This window comes from Halomonas sp. B23F22_20, from assembly GCF_043496985.1.
In the GTDB taxonomy this organism is placed as follows: Bacteria; Pseudomonadota; Gammaproteobacteria; order Pseudomonadales; family Halomonadaceae; genus Halomonas.
In genome coordinates this window covers 97624-117252 of the sequence record NZ_JBIEKH010000007.1, presented here as the reverse complement: position 1 = coordinate 117252, position 19629 = coordinate 97624, and the positions used below count along the sequence as shown (strand labels likewise).

The 19629-nt window shown below is 68.2% G+C and carries 21 protein-coding genes; 18 read left to right on the top strand and 3 right to left on the bottom strand.

The window, feature by feature from the left end; translation table 11 throughout:
- Positions 1-5: 5 nt before the first annotated feature.
- From ACGTN6_RS07485 to ACGTN6_RS07475, 3 genes are all read right to left on the bottom strand, one after another.
- The gene (locus ACGTN6_RS07485; protein WP_394590738.1) at positions 6-986 is read right to left on the bottom strand and encodes a 2-dehydro-3-deoxygalactonokinase; all 981 of its coding nucleotides are present in this window, start codon (positions 984-986) and stop codon (positions 6-8) included.
- 11 nt (positions 987-997) lie between these two features.
- Positions 998-2146 carry a galactonate dehydratase gene (dgoD, locus tag ACGTN6_RS07480; RefSeq protein ID WP_394590737.1) on the bottom strand — a complete coding sequence of 383 codons (1149 nt, stop codon included), beginning with the start codon at positions 2144-2146 and terminating at the stop codon, positions 998-1000.
- 76 nt (positions 2147-2222) lie between these two features.
- Positions 2223-2966 (bottom strand): FadR/GntR family transcriptional regulator, encoded by a 744-nt coding sequence (locus ACGTN6_RS07475; RefSeq protein WP_394590736.1) that lies wholly within the window; start codon positions 2964-2966, stop codon positions 2223-2225.
- Between the two features lie 509 nt (positions 2967-3475).
- On the opposite strand from ACGTN6_RS07475, the gene ACGTN6_RS07470 reads away from it, so the two are divergent.
- The 18 genes from ACGTN6_RS07470 to ACGTN6_RS07385 are packed head-to-tail and all read left to right on the top strand — an operon-like array spanning position 3476 to position 19577.
- The gene (locus tag ACGTN6_RS07470) at positions 3476-4135 is read left to right on the top strand and encodes a beta-ketoacyl synthase chain length factor (protein WP_394590735.1); all 660 of its coding nucleotides are present in this window, start codon (positions 3476-3478) and stop codon (positions 4133-4135) included.
- Entirely contained in the window at positions 4132-4920 is a 789-nt protein-coding gene (locus ACGTN6_RS07465) for a lysophospholipid acyltransferase family protein (RefSeq protein WP_394590734.1), read from the top strand. The genes ACGTN6_RS07470 and ACGTN6_RS07465 overlap by 4 nt, the downstream gene beginning before the upstream one ends.
- Positions 4892-5161 carry a phosphopantetheine-binding protein gene (locus ACGTN6_RS07460; protein ID WP_394590733.1) on the top strand — a complete coding sequence of 90 codons (270 nt, stop codon included), beginning with the start codon at positions 4892-4894 and terminating at the stop codon, positions 5159-5161. The genes ACGTN6_RS07465 and ACGTN6_RS07460 overlap by 29 nt, the downstream gene beginning before the upstream one ends.
- Positions 5151-5420 (top strand): acyl carrier protein, encoded by a 270-nt coding sequence (locus tag ACGTN6_RS07455; RefSeq protein ID WP_444875042.1) that lies wholly within the window; start codon positions 5151-5153, stop codon positions 5418-5420. The genes ACGTN6_RS07460 and ACGTN6_RS07455 overlap by 11 nt, the downstream gene beginning before the upstream one ends.
- Before the next feature lie 8 nt (positions 5421-5428).
- A complete protein-coding gene (locus tag ACGTN6_RS07450) occupies positions 5429-5974 on the top strand; it encodes a COG4648 family protein (RefSeq protein ID WP_394590732.1) in 546 nt (181 codons plus the stop codon).
- Complete coding sequence (locus ACGTN6_RS07445; RefSeq protein ID WP_394590731.1) at positions 5959-7629, top strand: AMP-binding protein; 1671 nt, start codon at positions 5959-5961, stop codon at positions 7627-7629. The genes ACGTN6_RS07450 and ACGTN6_RS07445 overlap by 16 nt, the downstream gene beginning before the upstream one ends.
- Positions 7622-8353 (top strand): glycosyltransferase family 2 protein, encoded by a 732-nt coding sequence (locus ACGTN6_RS07440; protein ID WP_394590730.1) that lies wholly within the window; start codon positions 7622-7624, stop codon positions 8351-8353. The genes ACGTN6_RS07445 and ACGTN6_RS07440 overlap by 8 nt, the downstream gene beginning before the upstream one ends.
- A 5-nt stretch (positions 8354-8358) precedes the next feature.
- Positions 8359-9303, top strand: a complete 945-nt coding sequence (locus tag ACGTN6_RS07435) for an LpxL/LpxP family acyltransferase (protein ID WP_394590729.1) — start codon at positions 8359-8361, stop codon at positions 9301-9303.
- Complete coding sequence (locus tag ACGTN6_RS07430) at positions 9287-10843, top strand: HAL/PAL/TAL family ammonia-lyase (RefSeq protein WP_394590728.1); 1557 nt, start codon at positions 9287-9289, stop codon at positions 10841-10843. Before ACGTN6_RS07435 ends, ACGTN6_RS07430 begins: the two co-directional genes overlap by 17 nt.
- Complete coding sequence (locus ACGTN6_RS07425) at positions 10830-11270, top strand: acyl-CoA thioesterase (RefSeq protein ID WP_394590727.1); 441 nt, start codon at positions 10830-10832, stop codon at positions 11268-11270. Before ACGTN6_RS07430 ends, ACGTN6_RS07425 begins: the two co-directional genes overlap by 14 nt.
- On the top strand, positions 11267-11833 hold the full coding sequence (locus ACGTN6_RS07420) for a LolA-related protein (RefSeq protein WP_394590726.1): 567 nt from the start codon (positions 11267-11269) through the stop codon (positions 11831-11833). Before ACGTN6_RS07425 ends, ACGTN6_RS07420 begins: the two co-directional genes overlap by 4 nt.
- Complete coding sequence (locus ACGTN6_RS07415; RefSeq protein ID WP_394590725.1) at positions 11830-14136, top strand: MMPL family transporter; 2307 nt, start codon at positions 11830-11832, stop codon at positions 14134-14136. Before ACGTN6_RS07420 ends, ACGTN6_RS07415 begins: the two co-directional genes overlap by 4 nt.
- Positions 14123-15376, top strand: a complete 1254-nt coding sequence (locus ACGTN6_RS07410; RefSeq protein ID WP_394590724.1) for an NAD(P)/FAD-dependent oxidoreductase — start codon at positions 14123-14125, stop codon at positions 15374-15376. Before ACGTN6_RS07415 ends, ACGTN6_RS07410 begins: the two co-directional genes overlap by 14 nt.
- Positions 15373-15966, top strand: coding sequence for a DUF3261 domain-containing protein (locus ACGTN6_RS07405; RefSeq protein ID WP_394590723.1), 594 nt, complete (start codon positions 15373-15375; stop codon positions 15964-15966). The genes ACGTN6_RS07410 and ACGTN6_RS07405 overlap by 4 nt, the downstream gene beginning before the upstream one ends.
- On the top strand, positions 15951-17141 hold the full coding sequence (locus ACGTN6_RS07400; RefSeq protein WP_394590722.1) for a beta-ketoacyl-ACP synthase: 1191 nt from the start codon (positions 15951-15953) through the stop codon (positions 17139-17141). The genes ACGTN6_RS07405 and ACGTN6_RS07400 overlap by 16 nt, the downstream gene beginning before the upstream one ends.
- Positions 17138-17596, top strand: coding sequence for an ApeP family dehydratase (locus ACGTN6_RS07395; protein WP_394590721.1), 459 nt, complete (start codon positions 17138-17140; stop codon positions 17594-17596). Before ACGTN6_RS07400 ends, ACGTN6_RS07395 begins: the two co-directional genes overlap by 4 nt.
- Positions 17593-18318, top strand: coding sequence for a 3-oxoacyl-ACP reductase FabG (gene fabG / locus ACGTN6_RS07390; RefSeq protein ID WP_394590720.1), 726 nt, complete (start codon positions 17593-17595; stop codon positions 18316-18318). Before ACGTN6_RS07395 ends, fabG begins: the two co-directional genes overlap by 4 nt.
- Positions 18318-19577, top strand: coding sequence for a beta-ketoacyl-ACP synthase (locus tag ACGTN6_RS07385; protein ID WP_394590719.1), 1260 nt, complete (start codon positions 18318-18320; stop codon positions 19575-19577). The genes fabG and ACGTN6_RS07385 overlap by 1 nt, the downstream gene beginning before the upstream one ends.
- Positions 19578-19629 lie beyond the last annotated feature (52 nt).

Below are 19629 nucleotides of genomic sequence, written 5' to 3'. Positions count from 1 at the left end.
CCTGTTCAGTCATGGTCAATGGCAGCGTGCTCGAGAGCGGCGTGGGCCAGGCCGAGGCCGGCCAGCACCGCGCGCTGGTTGGCGATGATCTCGCTGGCATGGCCCAGCGCCGAGAGCGCCAGGGCGTAGCGGCGGCACAGCGCCTCGCCGCCGATCAGCCGCACGGTCTGGCCCGTGGTGAGATCGCGGCAGGCGCCGGCCAGCTCCAGGCCGATGGCGAGCCCGGAGAGCCTGGCCGCCAGCACGGCACCACGGGCCTCGCCGCCCGGCAGGGTGTCGTCGAGCAGATCCATGGCGCGCAGCCCGAACAGCCGTTGAGTGAAGGCCTCCGGCGCGTCGACCGCCTCCGACACAGCGGCAGTGAAGGCCCCGTGGCAAGCGGCATCTCCGAGATCGTCCTCACCCAGCGAGTGGGCCAGCACCGAGCGTTCGGCCAGCAGGCGATAGAGCTCGCCGGTCATGTAGGTGTGGAAGCCCCGCACGCGGCCGTCCTCGAGCGTCGCCCACTTGGCATGGGTGCCGGGCAGGCACACCGGGCCGGAGACGCCGGGCTCGAGGGCCGCCAGCCCCGCGAGCTGGGTCTCCTCGCCGCGCATCACGTCGAAGCCGCCGGCGTCCGCGCCCTGGCACAGGCCCGGCAGCAGGCGCACGTCGAGGCGCGGATCCTCGGTGGCCGGGCGCACCGCGCCCTCGGCCAGGGCATCGAGCGCGGTGGGCACCGGGCGATACGGGGCCTCGCGCCAGCCCTGGCGGGCGCCGGCCATGCCACACACCAGCACCTTGATGCGGCCCTCGACGGGCAGCCAGTCTCCGATGACGGCCAGCAGCGCCGGCTCGTAGTCGGCCGGAGCGAGGCCCAGCATGCCGCGCGCGGCCTCAGCTTCGGCCAGCGCTTCGCCGCCCGCGTCCATGGCCCAGGCACGCAGGTTGCTGGAGCCCCAGTCGACGGCGACCCAGACCAGCTGCGTGGGTATCGATATGGTCATGGCGGCCTCCCCTACCATTCGGCGATCGAGCCGTCTTCATGGGTCCACACCGGATTGCGCCAGCGATGGCCCACCTTGGCCCGCTCCTCGACGAAGGCCTCGTCGATCTCCACCCCCAGTCCCGGCCCCTGGGGGATGGCGCAGAAGCCGTCCTCGATGCCGAGCGCCGACTTGTCGACCAGGTAGTCGAGCACGTCGTTGTCCTGGTTGTAGTGGATGCCCATGCTCTGTTCCTGGATGAAGGCGTTGTGGCTGACCGCATCCACGTGCAGCGAGGTGGCCAGCGTCAGCGGCCCCAGCGGGCAGTGCGGCGCCATGGCCACATCGTGGGCGGAAGCCAGGGCGGCGATCTTCAGGCCCTCGCTGATGCCGCCGCAGTGGGATAGATCGGGCTGGACGATGTCGATCATGCCGTCGGCCAGCAGGTCACGGAACTGATAGCGGGTATGCAGCCGCTCGCCGGTGGCCAGCGGATAGCCGAGCCCGCCGGCGATGTGCTTGAGGCACGGCAGGTGCTCGGGGGCCACCGGTTCCTCGACGAACATCGGGTGGAAGGGTTCCAGCTCGCGCAGCAGCGCCTTGGCCATGGGCCGGTGCACGCGGCCGTGGAAGTCGATGCCGATGCCGACGTCCGGCCCCACCGCCTCGCGGGCCTCGGCGACCCGCGCCACGGCTTCGTCGACCTTGCGGTGGCTGTCGACGATCTGCAGTTCCGGCGTGCCGTTCATCTTGAAGGCGGTGAAGCCCTGGTCGACCAGCGCCTTGGCACCGACGCCCACGTCGCTCGGCCGGTCGCCGCCGGTCCAGGCGTACATGCGCATCTTGTCACGCACGGCGCCGCCCAGCAGCTGGTGCACGGGCACGCCCAGGTCGCGGCCCTTGAGGTCCCACAGCGCCTGGTCGATGCCGGCGATGGCGCTCATCAGGATCGGCCCACCGCGGTAGAAGCCGGCGCGGTACATGGTGTTCCACAGGTGCTCGATGCGGTGCGGATCCTGGCCGACCAGGTAGTCGGCGAGCTCATGGACCGCCGCCTCGACGGTGGCGGCGCGACCCTCGATGACCGGCTCGCCCCAGCCGTAGGCGCCCTCGTCGGTCTCGATCTTGAGGAACAGCCAGCGCGGCGGCACCTGCCAGGTCTTGAGTCGGGTGATCTTCATGAAAGGCTCCTTGCTGAACGCGTCAATAATCAGGCGTGAACGGCCGCCCGGATGGCGGCCGATGAAGGTCTGGGTGCTAGGTGTCGCTGTCGCCGGTATCGATGCCCAGATCCCGGGCGGTGCGTCGCAGCACCTCGCGGGCGGCCCGAGCCGCCCCCGGGCCGTCGCCGCCCTTGATCGCCTCGAACACGGCTCGGTGGCGAGCCAGGCTGTCGGAGAGACCATCGTCGCCGCGGGCGGGGCGCTGGGAGTGCTGGACCAGAGCAATGATCGAGGGCCGCAGCAGGTGGCCCATCTGGCGCCAGATCAGGTTGTGGCTGGCCTCGTAGATCGCTTCGTGGAAGGCCACGTCATGCTCCACGTGACGGCCGGCCTGGTCCGGCGACTCGACGGTTTCTATCATGCCGCGGAAGGCTGCCTCGAGGCGATCCAGGTCGTCGGCATCGGCGGCTCGAGCGGCCAGCTCGGCGACCACCGGCTCCGCGGAGTAGCGGAAGGCCAGCAGCTCGCGCACCAGCTGTGGCTGGGGGCGCTCCAGGCCGACCAGCCAATCGCTCATCTGCGGGTCGAGAAGGTGCCACTCACCGACCTCGCGCACCCGGGTGCCACGGCCTGCGGTGCGCTCGAGCAGGCCGGCGGCGGTCAGGCTGGTCAGGGCGTTGCGCACCTGGTTGCGGCTGACGCCGAAGTGGGCGGCGATATCCAGCTCCTTGGGGAAAGTCTCCCCGGGCCGCCAGCGACCGCCCAGCAGCGCCCGGGCCAATAGCCGTGCCAGCGCATCGGCATCGCCCTGATGCGGGCCCAGTGCGTCGAGACTCATCGATCGCTCTCCATGACTGAGTGATGTCAGCAAAAATGTCTGACATTTATCGTGAAAGTGTAAGCCCAACCACACCACCGCGTCATGCACCTTTGGTCCAATGGCGGTCGAGTCCCTACCAAAAGTCCCCGACGCACGCGGATCCGGGGCCTTTGATAAATGCGAGTAGAGGCCGGCCCGACCTCGAACACCGCCTACTCGTGGGCTGCCAGCAGGCGTGGATCGTTCAGCACCCCATCGATGGCGGCATTGAGCGTCTGGTTGGCGAAGTCCGCCAGTGCCTCGACGTCGCCGAAGATACCCGCTCAGACACCGGGGCGTTTCTCTCTTGCCGTTGTTCGAGTCAGGCGTGCGCGATGCGAGCACCTACCCCACCGCAGGCGCCACATCAGGGTCTCAGTATCATGAGAAATCTTGAATACAACCCAGGCGTAGCGCAGGCATGGCGGGGCTTCGGGAAATTCGGTATCGTTAGCGCCCCTCACGCATCTCGACAGCTCTCGAACGTCATGCAGCCACTGTATCTCAAGGATTGGAGAGGCTGGCTTCCCGGGGATCTCGGCTCCGCCGTACCCACTGAACGCCAGATCGACGAGCGGCCAGGCAGCTCGCTGCCGGCGATGCTGCGTCGTCGTCTGGACGAAACCGGGCGTGCTGTCTGCGATCTGCTGGCGGCCCTGGACCCCGAGGCGCGATGCCCTCTGATCCATGCTTCCAGGCACGGCGATACTCGCTACACGCTGTCCATGCTCGAGGAACTGACAGCAGGCAATTCCCTTTCGCCGACCCGCTTTTCCATGTCGGTCCACAACGCCGTGATCGGCGTGCATTCCATTGCCCGGCAGCATCACCGTCCGCTCCAGGCCCTGGGGGCCTGTGGCCAGGAATTCGATGCCCTGATGACCGAAGCCGCCGGCTATCTGGCCGAAGGCCATGACGATGTGGTCGCCGTGTTCTCCGAGGGCCCGCTGCCCGAGGCCTATGCGGGTCACACGACGCATCCCGGGCATCCCTGCGCTGTGGTGCTGCGCTTGTCTCGCTCGGAGGGTGAGCGTCTGATCGCCGAGGCAAACGGCGCTTCCGATGCCCCGACGCCCGAAGACGTCATTGACTGGCTCGCCGGTCGCCGCTCCTCGCTCGCCCAACGCTGGCGGCGGGAGGCACTGTGAGTCTGGATCAGTGGAAACGCGGCCTGGGCACCGCCCTCTCCTTCTCAGCCTTCGGCCTCGGAGGCCTGATCATCGGCATGGTGATCGCTCCGCTCCTGCGCCTCGCCGTGCGAGATCCCTACCGGCAACGCCGACTGGCCCGACGCCTCATCCGCCAGACCTTCCGCACCTTCATCGGTCTGATGCGCGGCCTGGGCGTGCTCGACTACCGGCTCGAGGGCAGTGAGCGCCTGGCCACACCGGGGCAGCTGATCCTGGCCAACCATCCGTCGCTGATCGACGTGATCTTCCTGATCGCCCAGGTTCCGGATGCCGACTGCATCGTCAAGGGACGCCTGGCCACCAACCCCTTCACCCGGGGGCCGATCCGCGCTGCGGGCTATATCACCAATCGCGATCCGGAAGCCGTCATGGAGGCCGCACGAGACAGCCTGGCGGCAGGCCATTCGCTGATCCTGTTTCCCGAGGGGACTCGCACCGAGCCGGGCCGACCGATCAAGTTCCGACGCGGAGGCGCCAATATCGCGTTGCGCTCGGGCACGCCCATCACGCCGGTGCTGATCCGCTGCGAGCCGACCACCCTGACCAAGGGTGAACCCTGGTATCACATACCATCACGCAAGGTACGGATCGACCTTCGCGTACTCGACGACCTGCCACTAGAGCGGGATGATGCGCTGCCCACGAGTCAGCAGGCCCGCGCCCTGACTCGTACGCTGAGCCGCCATTTCAATAGGGAACTGGAGTGCTTCCACCATGCACGACACACAACAACTGTCGCTTGATCTCAAGCGCATGATCATCGAGACCCTCGAGCTCGAAGACATCACCCCGGACGACATCGAGGACCAGGCACCGCTGTTCGGCGAAGGCCTGGGGCTCGACTCCATCGATGCGCTCGAGCTGGGCCTGGCACTTCAGAAGTGTTATGGCATCAAGCTCGACGCCGACGCCGAGGATACCCGTCAGCACTTTGCCAGCCTGGCCGCACTGCAGTCGCTCGTGGAGGCTCGCCGTGTCGCTTGACAGCCCCGCCACCGTGACCCGGGCGGACATCCTCGCCCATATCCAGAAGACCCTGGTGGAGCTGTTCGAGCTGGACGCCGCCGAGGTCCAGCCCGAGGCGCGACTGTACGAGGACCTGGACATCGACAGCATTGATGCCGTGGACCTGGTCGTCGAGCTCAAGCAGTTCACCGGGCGGCGCATCAACCCCGAGGACTTCAAGTCGGTGCGCAGCGTCGTTGATGTGGTCAATGCCGTCGAACGCCTGCTGAACGACTGAGACTCACCATGGGAACGCTCAAGCCTCTGCTCCTGCTGGCAGGACTAGGCTGGCCCCTGCTCGTCTGGTGGCTACATGACGATATCGGCAGCTGGCCGCTGCTGGTCGGCGGCGTGCTGCTGCTGGCCTGGCGAATGCCCGAGGCCCGCCGACTGGCGATCCTCGCCGCCGCGTGTCTGGGGATGATCGGGCTGCTGATCGACCCGGAGCTGGGCATGCGTGCCTATCCGGTGGCCGTCAATGCCGTGATGCTCGGCGTCTTCGCCGCCAGCCTGTGGCGCGGCCGGCCGGTTATCGAGCGTCTGGCGAGGCTGCGCGAGCCCGAGCTGCCCCCGGCCGGCGTACGCTATACCCGGCGCGTGACCCGGGCCTGGTGCGGCTTCTTTCTCGTCAACGGCGGTATCGCCGCCTGGACGGCCCTGTGCGCCGATCTGGCCGTGTGGTCCCTGTACAACGGCGTCATCAGCTACGGTCTGATCGCCCTGATGTTCATCGGTGAATGGCTGTGCCGTCGCCGCCTGCGCAGAGAGTCCGCTTCATGTACCTCCCCCTGACCCGGCTGCCCTGGCGCCGCAACACCGAGGCTTCCCCCGATCTGTCCGCCGCCCCCTGGTGCCGCCCTGGCGATCTCGCGGCCCGCATCGATGCCTGGCGGCAGTGGCTCGATGGACGCCCCGAAGGACGTTGGCTGCTCCACGACAGCGATCCGGCCACCTTCTGCGCCGCCCTGCTGGCGCTGTGGGAGAGCGGTCGCAGCGCCGTGCTGCCCGGTGACGATCGCCCTGCGACGCGCCAGAGGCTCGCCGAGCAGGTCGATGGCATCCTGCCCGAGGCGCCGCCTGCTGCCTCCGACCAGCCCGTCGCCGCCCCCGAACGGCTGGACCCGACACGCGAGGCCCTGGTGCTGTATACCTCGGGGTCCACGGGCGAGCCCGTCATGCAGGCCAAGCGGCTCGACCAGCTGGAAACGGAGCTGGACGCCCATGCCAGTCTCTGGCCGCTGGAAGGCGAGGCCGTCATCTCCCAGGTCAGCCACCAGCATATCTACGGCCTGCTGACCGGCGTACTGCATCCGCTGTGCCAGGGCGTGCCGTTCTGCGGCGACGACAGCCGCTATCCCGAGGTCATGGCCGCCCGCCTCGCCGAGGCAGAACAGGTCGGGCGTCGCGCCACCGTGATCAGTTCTCCTGCCCAGCTGTCGCGCCTGCCGGATCATCTTGCCTGGCGCTCGCCTCGCCGGGTCATGTCGTCCGGCGCCCCGCTGGCGGCGGCGGATGCCAAGCGGACCGAATCCCTGCTCGACGCTCCCGTCATCGAACTCTACGGCAGCACGGAAACCGGCGGCATCGCCTTTAGGCGGCAATCGCTCCACGACGACTGGCAACCGCTACCCGGCGTCGAGATCGATCTGGGCGAGGACAGTCTGGCGCTGCGCTCCCCCTACCTTGAGCATCCTGACCGATGGTGGCACCAGCTGGATCGTGTCGCCGTCACGGACCGCGGCTTCCGACTGCTGGGACGCGCGGACCGACTGATCAAGCTCGCCGGCAAACGCGTCTCGCTGACCGCCGTCGAGCACGATCTAATGACGCTGCCCGACGTCATGCAGGCTCGCGGTATCAACCTCGGACGCGCCGACGAACGCCTCGGCGCAGTCTTGGTCATGGCCGACGATGCCCTGCCCCACGACCACGACACCCGGCGGCAGCTGATCGCCCGGCTGCGCGGCCATCTGGCCACGTCCCAGCCGTCGGTGGCGATACCGCGCTACTGGCGCTTCGTCTCGTCGCTTCCCACCAATGCACAGGGCAAGCTCGACGGCGCTGCCGTGACTCGACTGTTCGCCGATCTTGAAGATACCCGGCGACCGCGCTGGCTAGGCGAGCATCGAGAGAGTCCCGAGACCTGCCACGTGACGCTGGAAGTGCCGGAGCGCCTGTCCTATCTGGAGGGACACTTCGACGGTTTCCCGCTGGTTCCCGGCGTGGTCATGATCCAGTGGGCCATCGAACTGGCCGACGAGGCCTTCGGCGCGCTCGGTAGCTTTCGTGGCGTGGAACGCCTGAAATTTCAGCGCATTCTGCGCCCGGGAGCGCGCTTCATGCTCCGGCTGGAGAAACGGCCGGGCAACCTGACCTTCACCCTGGATTCCCGGGACGGCCGCCATGCCGGCGGCCGGATACGCCTGGCGGGGGACGACGATGGCTGATCCGCGCCCCTGCGCTCTGGTGCCGGTCTACAACCACCCCGGCACCATTGCCGACGTCTGCACGACGCTCGAGGCCTTGAACCTGCCCGTAGTGCTGGTCGACGACGGCAGCGACGACGCCTGCCGGCGTGAACTCGATCGCCTGGCGGCACGTGGCCACCACCTGGTGCGCCTGGCCGAGAATCGCGGCAAGGGTGCGGCAGTCCGAGCCGGCCTGCGCGAGGCCGAGCGTCTGGGCTACAGCCATGCGCTGCAGGTGGACGCCGACGGCCAACACCGCGGCGAGGATCTACCCGCTTTTCTGAAGGCCATGCGCGAAGCACCGCAGACCTTGGTCGTCGGCCACCCCCGCTATGACGCCAGCGTACCGAGGGCGCGCTTCTATGGCCGCTACGCCACTCATGTCTGGGTCTGGATCAACACCCTGTCGCTGCAGATCCGCGACACCATGTGCGGCGTCCGTCTGTACCCGGTGACACCGCTCAACCGACTGCTGGCCCGTCACGCCTGCGGGGATCGCATGACCTTCGACACCGAGGTGCTGGTGCGCTGGTTCTGGGCCGGCGGCGTGCTGCGCAACCAGCCGGTGCACGTCCACTACCCGGCCGATGGTGTCAGCCACTTCGCACCCTGGCGCGACAACCTTCAGATCAGCGCCATGCACACCCGGCTGTTCTTCGGCATGCTGCTGCGCCTTCCCCGGCTGCTGGCCAGGCGGAGGTGACAAACATGACACGGCGGCACTGGGCGAGAATCGGCGAGCGCGGCACCCTGACCGGGATGCTTGTCATGGTGGGCATTCGCCGCCGCCTGGGAAACTGGCCCTTCAGGCTGGCGCTGGGCCCGGTCATCTTGTGGTACTTCCTGACCCATGGCCTGGCTCGCCGCGCCTCCTGCGACTACCTCACGCGCCTGGATCCGAGCCTGGCCAGGCGGCCTCTGGCGTGCCGGTGGCGCAGCTACCGTCATTTCCTGGCCTTCGGCCGCTCGCTGATGGACAAGGTCGCCGCCTGGAGCGGCGAGTATCCCCCCTCTCGCCTTCACGGAGACGGCGTCGATCGCTTCACGTCGGCGATTGCCTCGGGGCGCGGCGGACTGGTGCTGGTCGCCCATCACGGCAACCTCGAGGTGGTCAATGCGCTGAGCGATCGTCATCCGGGCCTGGACCTGACGGTGATGGTGCACACCCGCAACGCCCGCAAGTTCCACGACCTGCTCGAACGCGCCACAGGGCGCCGCCAGCCCGACCTGCTGGAAGTCACCGCGATCACCCCGGCCACCGCTCAGCGCCTCGACGAGCGTATCCGGCGCGGCGGCTTCGTGGTGATCGCCGCCGACCGAGTGCCGGTCGGCGCCGGTCGGCGACGCCGCGTCGATTTCCTCGGCGCGCCGGCCGACTTTCCCGAGGGGCCCTTCCGCCTGGCAACGCTGCTGCGCTGCCCGCTGCACACCCTGTCATGCGTGCGCGAGGACAACGGCTTCCACGTCGATTTCGACACCTTCGACGATACTCGTGATCTACCACGTCGCCAGCGCGAGGCCTGGCTCGAGGACGCCATGCAACGCCATGCCGACCGGCTGGCCGAGCGGGTTCGCCGCCATCCCCTGCAGTGGTTCAACTTCTATCCGTTCTGGCCTGACGACACGGAGGCCCGCCATGAACAATGCCAATGACACCCAGGCGCCGCTTTACCTCGATGGCACCCACGTCGCCCTCGAGACGATCCTGGAAGTCGCCGAGGGCCGCCGCCCCGCGCGCCTCTCCGAGGATGCCGCCTTCCGCAAGCGCATCGCACGAGGCAGCGCCTTCCTGGAAACGCTGCTCGAAGAGGACGGCGTAGTCTACGGCGTGACCACCGGCTACGGCGATGCCTGCACTCGCGCCGTGCCGGCGGAGGACGTGGCCCAGTTGCCTCATCGCCTCTACACCTTCCACGGCTGCGGCCTCGGCGAGACCCTGTCGGTCGAAGCCGCCCGCGCCGTGGTACTGGTTCGGCTGATCTCGCTGTGTCGCGGCGTCTCGGGCGTCAGCCTCGAACTGCTCGAACGACTGGCCTGGCTGCTCGAGCACGACGTGGTACCGGTCATCCCCGAGGAAGGGTCGGTGGGCGCCAGCGGCGACCTGACGCCACTTTCCTACCTCGCCGCGGTGCTGTGCGGCGAGCGCGAGGTGATCGACAACGGCCGGCGCCGCCCCGCCGCCGAGGCCCTGGAAGAACGAGGGCTCAAGCCCTATCGCCTCAAGCCCAAGGAAGGCCTGGCGCTGATGAACGGCACCGCGGTGATGACCGCCCTGGGCTGCTTCGCCTTCGTCCGTTGCGCCTACCTGTCCCGGCTGGCCACCCGCATCACGGCGCTGTCGGTGCACGCTCTGGCCGGCAACCCCTATCACTTCGATGCCGAGCTGTTCGCCGCCAAACCGCATCCCGGACAGGGACGAGTCGCCGCCTGGTTGCGTGAGGACCTGCACACCCCCGACACGCCGCGCAACTCGCCCCGGCTGCAGGACCGATACTCGACCCGCTGTGCACCTCACGTGATCGGCGTGATCGAGGATAGCCTGCCCTGGTGGCGCCAGTTTCTGGAAAACGAGCTCAACAGCGCCAACGACAACCCACTGATCGACGCCGACATCGGCAAGGTCATGCACGGCGGACACTTCTACGGCGGCCACGTGGCCTTCGTCATGGACGGCCTCAAGCAGGCCGCCGCCAATCTCGCCGACCTGCTCGATCGCCAGCTGGCCTTGCTGGTCGATACCCGCTACAACCACGGCCTGCCGAGCAATCTGAGCGGTGCGTCGCTGGAACGCCTGCCGCTCAACCACGGCTACAAGGCAGTGCAGATCGCCGCCTCGGCCTGGAGCGCCGAGGCGCTCAAGCTGACCATGCCGGCCAGCGTCTTCTCGCGTTCGACCGAGTGCCACAATCAGGACAAGGTCAGCATGGGCACCATCGCCGCCCGCGATGCCCTGCGCGTGCTGACGCTGGTCGAGCAAGTCACCGCCGCCGCCCTGCATGCCGCCTGCCAGGGCGCCGAACTTCGAAGCCGACGGGAAGACGCCGATCCGCTGCCGGAGCGCCTGGCCGCCTTCCTCGACGATTGCCGACGCGATATCCCGCCATTGGTCGAAGATCGCGCGCTGGATGCTGAGTTCAACCGCCTCTGCGAGCGCATTCGCCAACGCCACTGGAGCCTGTATGACGCCGGATGATCGCCCTCTGCCCAGGGCCGAAGTCGAGCTCGAGATTCCCTTCCACGACGTGGACATGATGGAGGTCGCCTGGCACGGCCACTATGTGCGCTATCTGGAAATCGCTCGCTGCCGACTGCTCGATGCCATCGACTACAACTATCCGCAGATGCGCGACTCCGGCTTCGCCTGGCCGGTGATCGACCTGCGCGTGCGCTACGCGGCACCGGCGACCTTCGCCCAGCGCATCGCCATCGAGGCACGCCTGAGCGAGTGGGAGCACCGCCTCAAGGTCGACTATACCCTGCGCGATGCCGAGACACGCCGGCGGCTGACCCGCGCCTGGACCGTGCAGGTCGCCGTCGGGCTGGACGACCGGGAAATGCGTCTGGCCTCGCCACCGGCGCTGGTCGACCGGCTGTTGGCCTGGCAGGAGCAACAGCGATGAACCGCCGCCGCATCGCCTTCACCCTGCTGCTGGCACTGCTGAGCCTTCCCGTTACCGGTGTCGCCGAGACAACGCCCGACGCCGACCGGCTTGCCGAGCAGCTTCGCGCACATGCGCCCACCTGCGGGCACTTCTCCCAGCATCGCTGGATGGCGGACCTCGACACCGGGCTCGACAGCACCGGCATCTTCCGCCGCCAAGGCGAGGCGCTGATCTGGCAGACCCTTACCCCGGTGAGCGATCGGGTGCGGCTCGCGCCGGACAACCCGGACCTGCCGCTGGGGCTCAAGGCGATGCTGCCGGTGCTGACCGGTCTGCTGGCCGGTGACTGGCAGGCCGTCGATCAGCACTTTCGGCTGCGGCTCGAAGGACAGCAAGACGCTTGGCAGGCCCGGCTGACGCCACGCGACGCAGCCGTGGCCGAGCGGCTCACGGGCCTGCGCGTCGCGGGCGGCGAGCGGGTCGAACGCGTGCGGCTCGACTTCCGCAGCGGCGACCACCTCGAGCTGACGCTGGAGCCGGTAAACTGCGACACGCTGGATACCGAGGCAACGGCGTCGTGAAAGACCGGACGGCGGCCCATCCGGCCTGGGAACGACGTGCCGCCAGCCTGTGGGCACTGGCGCTGCTGGCCTGTGCGCTGCTGCTGGGTGTCCAGCTGTGGCGTGGCGCGCCACTGGAAAGCCGCGTGACCGCGATGCTCCCGGCGTCCGCCCAGGCAGAGCGTTTCACCGCTGCCGAGGCTCATCTCGATCGGGCCTTCGCTTCCCGACTGCTGATACTGGTCTCGGGGCCCGACGCCGCGTCGGCCATGCCCGATCTGAAGCGGCGCCTGCATGACTCGGGCAGCATCGAGCGTATCGACGACGAGACACCACCGCGTCCCGATCGACTGCTCGCCCCCTATCGCTACCGGCTACTGACGCCGATGCTGGCCGATGCCTCGGAGAGCGAATGGCAGGAGCGCGCCCTGTCGCGTCTCTTCACCCCCGGCCTCGACGCCGATCCAAGCCGTGACCCCTTCGGCCTGCTTGACGCCTGGCTGAACGCTCGACTGGCCGGCCCCGTAAGCTGGCAGGACGGCCTGCCAGGCGTGACCGCCGAGGGTCGGCGTTGGCAGCTGCTCAGTGCCCGACTGGCCGGCAGTCCCTATGCCCCGGCCAGCCAGGCACCGCTGGTCGATGCCGTCGACGCCTTCGAACAGGCCCATCCTCAGCTGACCGTGCGGCGTGCCGGACTGGTCTTCCACGCCGCTGCCGGCACTCGACTGGCCAAGCAAGAGATCACCACCATTGGTCTGGGCTCGCTGCTGGGCATTCTGCTACTGCTGGGCTGGGTATTTCGCCGCCCGGGCATCCTGGCCAGCCTGCTGCTGCCGGTGGCCGCCGGCATCCTGTTCGCCCTGCCGCTGACCTGGGCGATGTTTGGCGCCCTGAACCTGCTGACCCTGGCCTTCGGTGCCAGCCTGATCGGCGTCGCCGTCGACTATGCACTGCACCTGCAGTGCGCCCGCACCCTGCATCCGCATCATCCGCTCGCTCGACTGTGGCCCGGCCTGGCACTGGGACTGGTCTCGAGCCTGAGCGCCTACCTGGTGCAGCTGGCCACGCCGCTTCCGGGACTACGCCAGATGGCCACCTTCGCCGCCCTGGGATTGATCGGTGCCTGGCTGACCGTTCGCCTCTGGCTGCCCCGACTGGCCCCTCCCCGTCACCCGGCGACCACCGCCATCGCCGCACGCCTCGACCGCTGCCGGCTGCCCGCCAGACCAGGACACTGGCAGACAGGACTCGCCGTGATGCTGCTGGCGGCGATGATCGCGGCCTTCGTCGGGCTGCGCACCGGCGACGACCTGCGCCATCTCAACCCTTCGCCGCAGACGCTGGTCGACCAGCAGCGGCAGGTCCAGACGCTGCTCGAACGCGGCGGCGGGCAGCGCTATCTGCTGGCCACCGCCGACAGCGAACCCCGACTGCTGGCTCGCCTCGAGTCGCTGGACGAACCGCTGTCCCGTCTCGTCTCACGGGATCGGCTGCGTCACTACCGCCACCTGGCCCAGTCCGTGCCGTCGCCACAGCGCCAGGCCGACAACCTGCAACGGGTAAGGCAACGCTATGACCAGGCGCTGCCCGGCGTGCTGAACACAGCCGGTCTTCCGCTCTCCTTGGCAGAGACCCTCGACGCCTCCCTGGCCGAGGTGCCCATGCTGACGCCGGACGCCTGGCTGAACGCCACCGTGGGAGAGGCCGACCGCTCGCTATGGTTCACGACCGCCGAGGGTCGCCCCACGGCCCTGGTACTGCTCGATGGCGTCACCCCGCAAGCCGCCCAGGCCCTTGGGACACTGGCCGACGGTACCTCCTGGCTCGACTATCGTGACCGGGTTGCGAGCCTCTCAGATCAGCTCGGCCTGCTGCGTCAGCAGATCGGGCTATGGCTGGCGCTCGCCATGCTGGGGCTGGTGCTACTCTTCGGCTGGCGCTACCGACAGCGCGCCTGGCGCGTACTGCTGCCACCGCTGGGCGCCGTGGCGCTGACGTTCGGGCTATTCGCCGTCCTCGGTGTGGGCGTGACCCTGTTTCACCTGCTGGGCATGCTGCTGGTGCTGGGGATCGGCCTGGATGCCGGCATCTTCAGCACCGAGCATCCCCAAGACGCTGCCGCCTGGCTGGCCATCAGCCTGTCCTGCGCCTCGAGCCTGCTGGCCTTCGGGCTATTGGCCTTCAGCGCCACCCCCGCGCTGCACTACCTCGGGCTGACCTGTCTGGTCGGCCTGGTCGCCACCTGGGCGCTGGTGCCCTTCTCCCGGGGAGCGACGCGATCCGATCGACATGACAGGGAGTTCGTCACACATGGAACGGAGTGAGACCACCGATATCGCCATCATCGGCGCCGGCCCGGCAGGCGCCGCAGCGGCCGCCTGGCTGTCGAGACGCGGCCACGACGTGCGCGTGCTGGAACGCCAGCACTTCCCGCGCTTCTCGATCGGCGAGAGCCTGCTGCCGCAATGCATGACCCACCTCGAGGCCTGCGGGTTGCTCGAGGCGGCTCGTGCCGGCAATTTCCAGCCCAAGAACGGTGCCGCCTTCTGCTGGAAGGGCGCCGAGGCCGCCATCGACTTCCGTGACAAGTTCAGTCCCGGCCCGGGCACCACCTGGCAGGTCGAGCGCGCCGACTTCGATCAGCGGCTGATCGGGGGCGCTCGTCAGGCAGGCGCCAGGGTCGAGCATGGCGTAACGGTGGAGAGCTTCGCCCCCGACGCGCTCGCGCCAAGGCTGACGCTGCGCGATGAAGACGGCACAAGACGCGACCTCCAGGCACGCTTCGTGCTCGATGCCAGCGGCTACGGGCGCGTGCTGGCACGCCTCACCGGCCTCGACCGCCCCTCGTCGCTGGCCGAACGCAGCGTGCTTTTCACGCACGTCGAGGATGGCATCCGCTGCCCCGATCACGATCGCGATAAGATTCTGATCGGCATACACCCCGAGCGTCCTCAGGTCTGGTACTGGCTGATTCCCTTCCGCGACGGACGCGCTTCGGTGGGCGTGGTCGCCGATTCGGCGACCCTGACAGCCGCCGGCGGCAACGACGAAGAACGTTTCTGGGCCCTTCTGGGCCAGGAGCCTCGCTTTGCCGAATTGCTCGACCAAGCCAGCGCGATCCGCGATGTGACCCGGCTGACGGGCTATTCCGCTGACGTCGAGCGGCTCCACGGCCCCGGCTTCGCCATCCTCGGCAACGCAGGCGAGTTTCTGGATCCGGTCTTCTCCTCGGGCGTGACCGTCGCCCTGGACTCGGCGCTGCGGGCCGCGCCCCTGGTCGAGCGCCAGCTGGCGGGCCAGGCGATGGACTGGGACGCCGACTTCGAGACGCCGCTACGCCGGGGCGTGGCGACCTTCCGGGCATTCGTCGACGCCTGGTACGATGGCCGACTGCCGCGCATCATCTTCCACGATCGTCAGCCCGAGCGGCTTCGCGGCATGATCAGCTCGGTGCTCGCCGGCTATGCCTGGGACGAATCCAATCCTTTCGTCGCCGCCAGCCGGCGCCGACTCGACCGACTGGCCGAGACCTGCGCCAACGAGGCCATGACCGACATCCCATGATCCGCGACCTGATGCCCTCACGCCCGATTCGACGTCTCGGCTGGTACCGGCTCCTGCCGAGCCTGCTGTCGATCGCCCTGTCGTCCTGTGCCCTGGCGCCACCGTCTTCTCCATTGCCGCCGGTCGCGACACTGCCAGCAGCGGTACCCGAGACCTATCGGCTGACCTTCGAGCACGATGACGCACGCCACGACCTCATTGCCGCCCTGCGCCACGATCGCCATTCGCTGCGCCTGGCACTGCTCAGCCCCCAGGGGCAGCGCTTGCTGACCCTGGTGCAGGACGCCGAAGGGGCCCGCTTCCTGCCGGATGCCGCCTTCGAGCCCCCTTTCAGCGCCGACTGGCTCGCCAGCCGCCTGAGCTGGGGACTGTGGCCCGCCGAGCGACTGGAGGAGGCCTTCCATGACAGCGACTGGCGCCTCGAGACCCGCGGCCAGGAACGCCTCATCTTCGAGGAAGATCATCAGATCGCCCACCTGAAAGGCGATGCCCGCTGCCGTGTCCTGCAGGACATGGAAGGCGACTATCGACTGACCATCTCTCCACTCGACACACGGACCCAGACGACCGCCCCATGCCGAGCTCCATGACTTCCCGGCCAGCCTCCGGCTTCCGACTGTATCCGCCCGCGGTAGTCTGCCCCTTGGGAGACGATGCAGAGACGATTGCCGAGCACCTGTTCGCCGGCCAGCGAGGTCTGACGATCAGCGACGCCTTCACTCCCGGGCGGCCACTGCCGCTAGGTCGCGTTACCACCCTGCTGCCGAACGCATCGGACTGGCCAGCGGCGCACCGCTCGCGCAACAATCGCCTGCTGGCCGCGGCGCTGGAACGTCTTGCGCCGACCCTGGAAGCCTTCCGAGCGCGCCACCCACAAGCCACTATCGGCGTGGTACTCGGCACCAGCACTTCCGGCATCGGCGAAACAGAGCACGCTCTGGCCGAGCGGAATGACAACGGCGACTGGCCGGCTGATTTCCACTATCAGCGCCAGGAGATCGGCTCCCCCACCGCCTTCGTCGCCCACTACCTGGAACTGAGCGGTCCCGCCTATACGCTGTCCACCGCCTGCTCTTCCAGCGCCAAGGCCCTGGCCAGCGCTCGGCGGCTGCTGGCATCGGGCGCCTGTGATGCCGTGATCGCCGGTGGCGCGGACAGTCTCTGCCGACTCACGGTCAGCGGCTTCTCCTCCCTGGAGGCCGTCAGCGACGCGCCCTGCCAGCCCTTCTCGGGAAGCCGCAGCGGCATCAACCTCGGCGAGGGCGCAGCCCTGTTCCTGATGACCGGCGAACCAGGTGGCATCCAACTGGCCGGCTACGGCGAAACCAGCGATGCCTACCATATTTCCGCGCCTCACCCCGATGGAATGGGCGCGAAGGCTGCGATGCGGGCCGCGCTCGACATGGCAAGCATCCAGCCGGGAGATGTTGACTATCTCAACCTGCATGGCACGGCAACGATCCAGAACGACCTCATGGAAGCCAGGGCCGTCACTAGCCTGTTCGAGACACCGCCACCGTGCAGCTCGACCAAGAGCCTGACCGGCCACACCCTCGGCGCCTGCGGCGCCCTGGAAGCCGCCTTCTGCTGGATGTCCCTCGATGCCGGACGTCTGCCACCGGCGGTGAGCGACGGCGAACCGGACCCGGCGCTGGCACCGCTGCCGCTAAGCAGCGGCGGGACCGCCCGACTGCGCTGCGCGCTCACCAACGCCTTCGCCTTCGGCGGCAACAACATCGCCTTGCTTCTGGAGAAGACCTCATGACCCCCATCGCCGATCTGGTGCCCCATCAGGGCCCCATGTGCCTGCTGGACACCCTCGTCGAGCACGGCGAAGAGCACCTGATCGCCACGGTGACGCCGCGCCACGACGATCTTTTCGCCACCACCGACGGCATTCCCGGCTGGGTAGGCATCGAGTGGCTCGCCCAGGCGGTCGCCGCCTGGTCCGGCGATCGCGCCAAGGCCGCTGGCGGCAACCCGCGAATCGGCTTTCTGCTTGGCAGTCGCCGCTATCGCTGCCAGGTCGAGCATTTCGCCTTCGACCAGCAGATTCGCGTGGAAGTGACGCTCGATTATCTCGCCGACAACGGACTCGCCGCCTTCCGCGGCTGTGTACGTGATGCTGAGGGACAAGCGCTGGCCGAGGCCATGCTCAACGTCTTCGAACCGGACTCTCCGGAGGCCCTGAACGCCATGCAAGAGGATTCACGTTCATGACCGATACCATTCTCGTCACCGGTTCCAGCCGTGGCATCGGACGCGCCATCGCCCTGCGCCTGGCTCGCGACGGCTTCGACATCGTGCTGCACTGCCGCCAGCGCCGCGACGCCGCCGAGGCGGTCGCCGAGGACATCCGAGGCCTCGGCCGCCAGGCCCGCATCCTGAGCTTCGATGTGGCCGACCGCGAGGCCACTCGTCAGGCCCTGGAGGCCGATATCGAGGCCCACGGCGCCTACTACGGCGTGATCTGCAACGCCGGCATCACCGCCGATGGCGCCTTCCCGGCGCTCTCCGACGAGGACTGGGACAGCGTCATCCACACCAACCTCGACGGCTTCTACAACGTGGTGAAGCCTCTGACCATGCCGATGGTCAGACGGCGCGCGCCGGGACGCATCGTGGTCATGTCGTCGGTGTCCGGTTTGATGGGCAATCGCGGCCAGGTCAACTACAGCGCCGCCAAGGCCGGCCTGATCGGTGCGATGAAGGCACTGGCGATAGAGCTCGCCAAGCGCCGCATCACCGTCAACTGCGTCGCCCCCGGGCTGATCGATACCGACATGACCGAAGATATCGCCTCCGAGGAAGCCCTCAAGCTGATCCCCATGCAGCGCACCGGCACCGGCGAGGAAGTCGCGGGCGCCGTGAGTTTCCTGTGCTCCGCGGACGGGGCCTACGTCACTCGACAGGTGCTGGCCGTCAACGGAGGCATGTGCTGATGACCGCCGACACTCTGAGGGCAGACGGCCTGGGACGACGCGTGGTGGTGACCGGCATGGCCGGTTTCTCGCCGATCGGCAACGACTGGGCAAGCATCCGCGAACGACTGGCCCGTCTGGACACCGGCATTCGCCACATCGGTGACTGGGATGAATACGAGGGACTCAACACCCGCCTCGGTGCTCCCGTCGAGGACTTCGCGCTGCCCGCCCACTATCACCGCCGAGCGCTGCGCAGCATGGGTCGAGGTGCACGCATGGCCACCCGCGCCAGCGAACTGGCGCTGGAAGACGCCGGGCTGCTGGGCGAGGCGCTGCTCGGCAGCGGCCGCATGGGTATCGCCTACGGCGCCTCCGCCGGGGAGCCCGACGCGGTGGCCGACTTCGGCAACATGCTGATCAACAAGTCCACCGACGGCCTGAATGCCAACTCCTATATCCGCATGATGGCGCATACCGCACCGGTCAATATCGGCGTCTTCCTGGGCGTCAAGGGACGTATCCACACCACCTCCAGCGCCTGTACTTCAGGCAGCCAGGGCATCGGCTATGCCTATGAAGCCATCCGCTTCGCACGGCAGACGGCCATGATCGCCGGCGGCTGCGAGGAACTGTCGGCCTCCGAAGCGGCGGTGTTCGACACCCTGTTCGCGACCAGCACTCGCAACGAGGCACCGAATACCTCGCCGCGCCCCTTCGACGCCGAACGCGATGGTCTGGTGATCGGCGAAGGCGCAGGCACGCTGATTCTGGAAGATCTCGAGCATGCCCGGGCACGCGGGGCCACCATACATGCCGAACTGGTCGGTTTCGGCACCAACAGCGACGGCCGTCACGTCACCCAGCCGGACGCCACCATGATGGAAGCGGCGATGCGTCAAGCTCTGGACGACGCCGGCCTGTCACCGGAACAGATCGGCTACGTCAGTGCCCACGGCACCGCCACGGATCGCGGCGACCTTGCCGAGAGCCAGGCCACCCACGCGGTATTCGGCGGCCGACAGCCCATCAGCGCCTTCAAGAGTTTCACCGGCCACACCCTCGGTGCCTGCGGCGCCCTGGAAGCCTGGACGGCCATCGAGATGATGCGCGAGGGCTGGTTCCACGGTACTGCCAATCTCGACCGGCTCGACCCCAAGTGCGCCGAGTTGGATTACCTCACCGGCGCGGGGCGACGCTTCGACTGCGACTACGTGATGAGCAACAACTTTGCCTTCGGCGGCATCAACACCTCGTTGATTTTCCGCCGCTGGTCCTGAGGCTTCGGCCTCGTCCGACCCGGCCGAGGAATGGCCGGCTATCTCATCCCAA

Excerpts from the sequence above, each read along its gene's own strand:
- ACGTN6_RS07460 (WP_394590733.1), top strand. The coding sequence starts at position 4,892 with ATGCACGACACACAACAACTGTCGCTTGATCTCAAGCGCATGATCATC.
- ACGTN6_RS07385 (WP_394590719.1), top strand. The coding sequence starts at position 18,318 with ATGACCGCCGACACTCTGAGGGCAGACGGCCTGGGACGACGCGTGGTG.
- ACGTN6_RS07405 (WP_394590723.1), top strand. The coding sequence starts at position 15,373 with ATGATCCGCGACCTGATGCCCTCACGCCCGATTCGACGTCTCGGCTGG.
- ACGTN6_RS07430 (WP_394590728.1), top strand. The coding sequence starts at position 9,287 with ATGAACAATGCCAATGACACCCAGGCGCCGCTTTACCTCGATGGCACC.
- dgoD (WP_394590737.1), bottom strand. The coding sequence starts at position 2,146 with ATGAAGATCACCCGACTCAAGACCTGGCAGGTGCCGCCGCGCTGGCTG.
- fabG (WP_394590720.1), top strand. The coding sequence starts at position 17,593 with ATGACCGATACCATTCTCGTCACCGGTTCCAGCCGTGGCATCGGACGC.
- ACGTN6_RS07400 (WP_394590722.1), top strand. The coding sequence starts at position 15,951 with ATGCCGAGCTCCATGACTTCCCGGCCAGCCTCCGGCTTCCGACTGTAT.
- ACGTN6_RS07470 (WP_394590735.1), top strand. The coding sequence starts at position 3,476 with ATGCAGCCACTGTATCTCAAGGATTGGAGAGGCTGGCTTCCCGGGGAT.
- ACGTN6_RS07410 (WP_394590724.1), top strand. The coding sequence starts at position 14,123 with ATGGAACGGAGTGAGACCACCGATATCGCCATCATCGGCGCCGGCCCG.
- ACGTN6_RS07420 (WP_394590726.1), top strand. The coding sequence starts at position 11,267 with ATGAACCGCCGCCGCATCGCCTTCACCCTGCTGCTGGCACTGCTGAGC.
- ACGTN6_RS07435 (WP_394590729.1), top strand. The coding sequence starts at position 8,359 with ATGACACGGCGGCACTGGGCGAGAATCGGCGAGCGCGGCACCCTGACC.
- ACGTN6_RS07395 (WP_394590721.1), top strand. The coding sequence starts at position 17,138 with ATGACCCCCATCGCCGATCTGGTGCCCCATCAGGGCCCCATGTGCCTG.
- ACGTN6_RS07445 (WP_394590731.1), top strand. The coding sequence starts at position 5,959 with ATGTACCTCCCCCTGACCCGGCTGCCCTGGCGCCGCAACACCGAGGCT.
- ACGTN6_RS07485 (WP_394590738.1), bottom strand. The coding sequence starts at position 986 with ATGACCATATCGATACCCACGCAGCTGGTCTGGGTCGCCGTCGACTGG.
- ACGTN6_RS07440 (WP_394590730.1), top strand. The coding sequence starts at position 7,622 with ATGGCTGATCCGCGCCCCTGCGCTCTGGTGCCGGTCTACAACCACCCC.
- ACGTN6_RS07475 (WP_394590736.1), bottom strand. The coding sequence starts at position 2,966 with ATGAGTCTCGACGCACTGGGCCCGCATCAGGGCGATGCCGATGCGCTG.
- ACGTN6_RS07425 (WP_394590727.1), top strand. The coding sequence starts at position 10,830 with ATGACGCCGGATGATCGCCCTCTGCCCAGGGCCGAAGTCGAGCTCGAG.
- ACGTN6_RS07450 (WP_394590732.1), top strand. The coding sequence starts at position 5,429 with ATGGGAACGCTCAAGCCTCTGCTCCTGCTGGCAGGACTAGGCTGGCCC.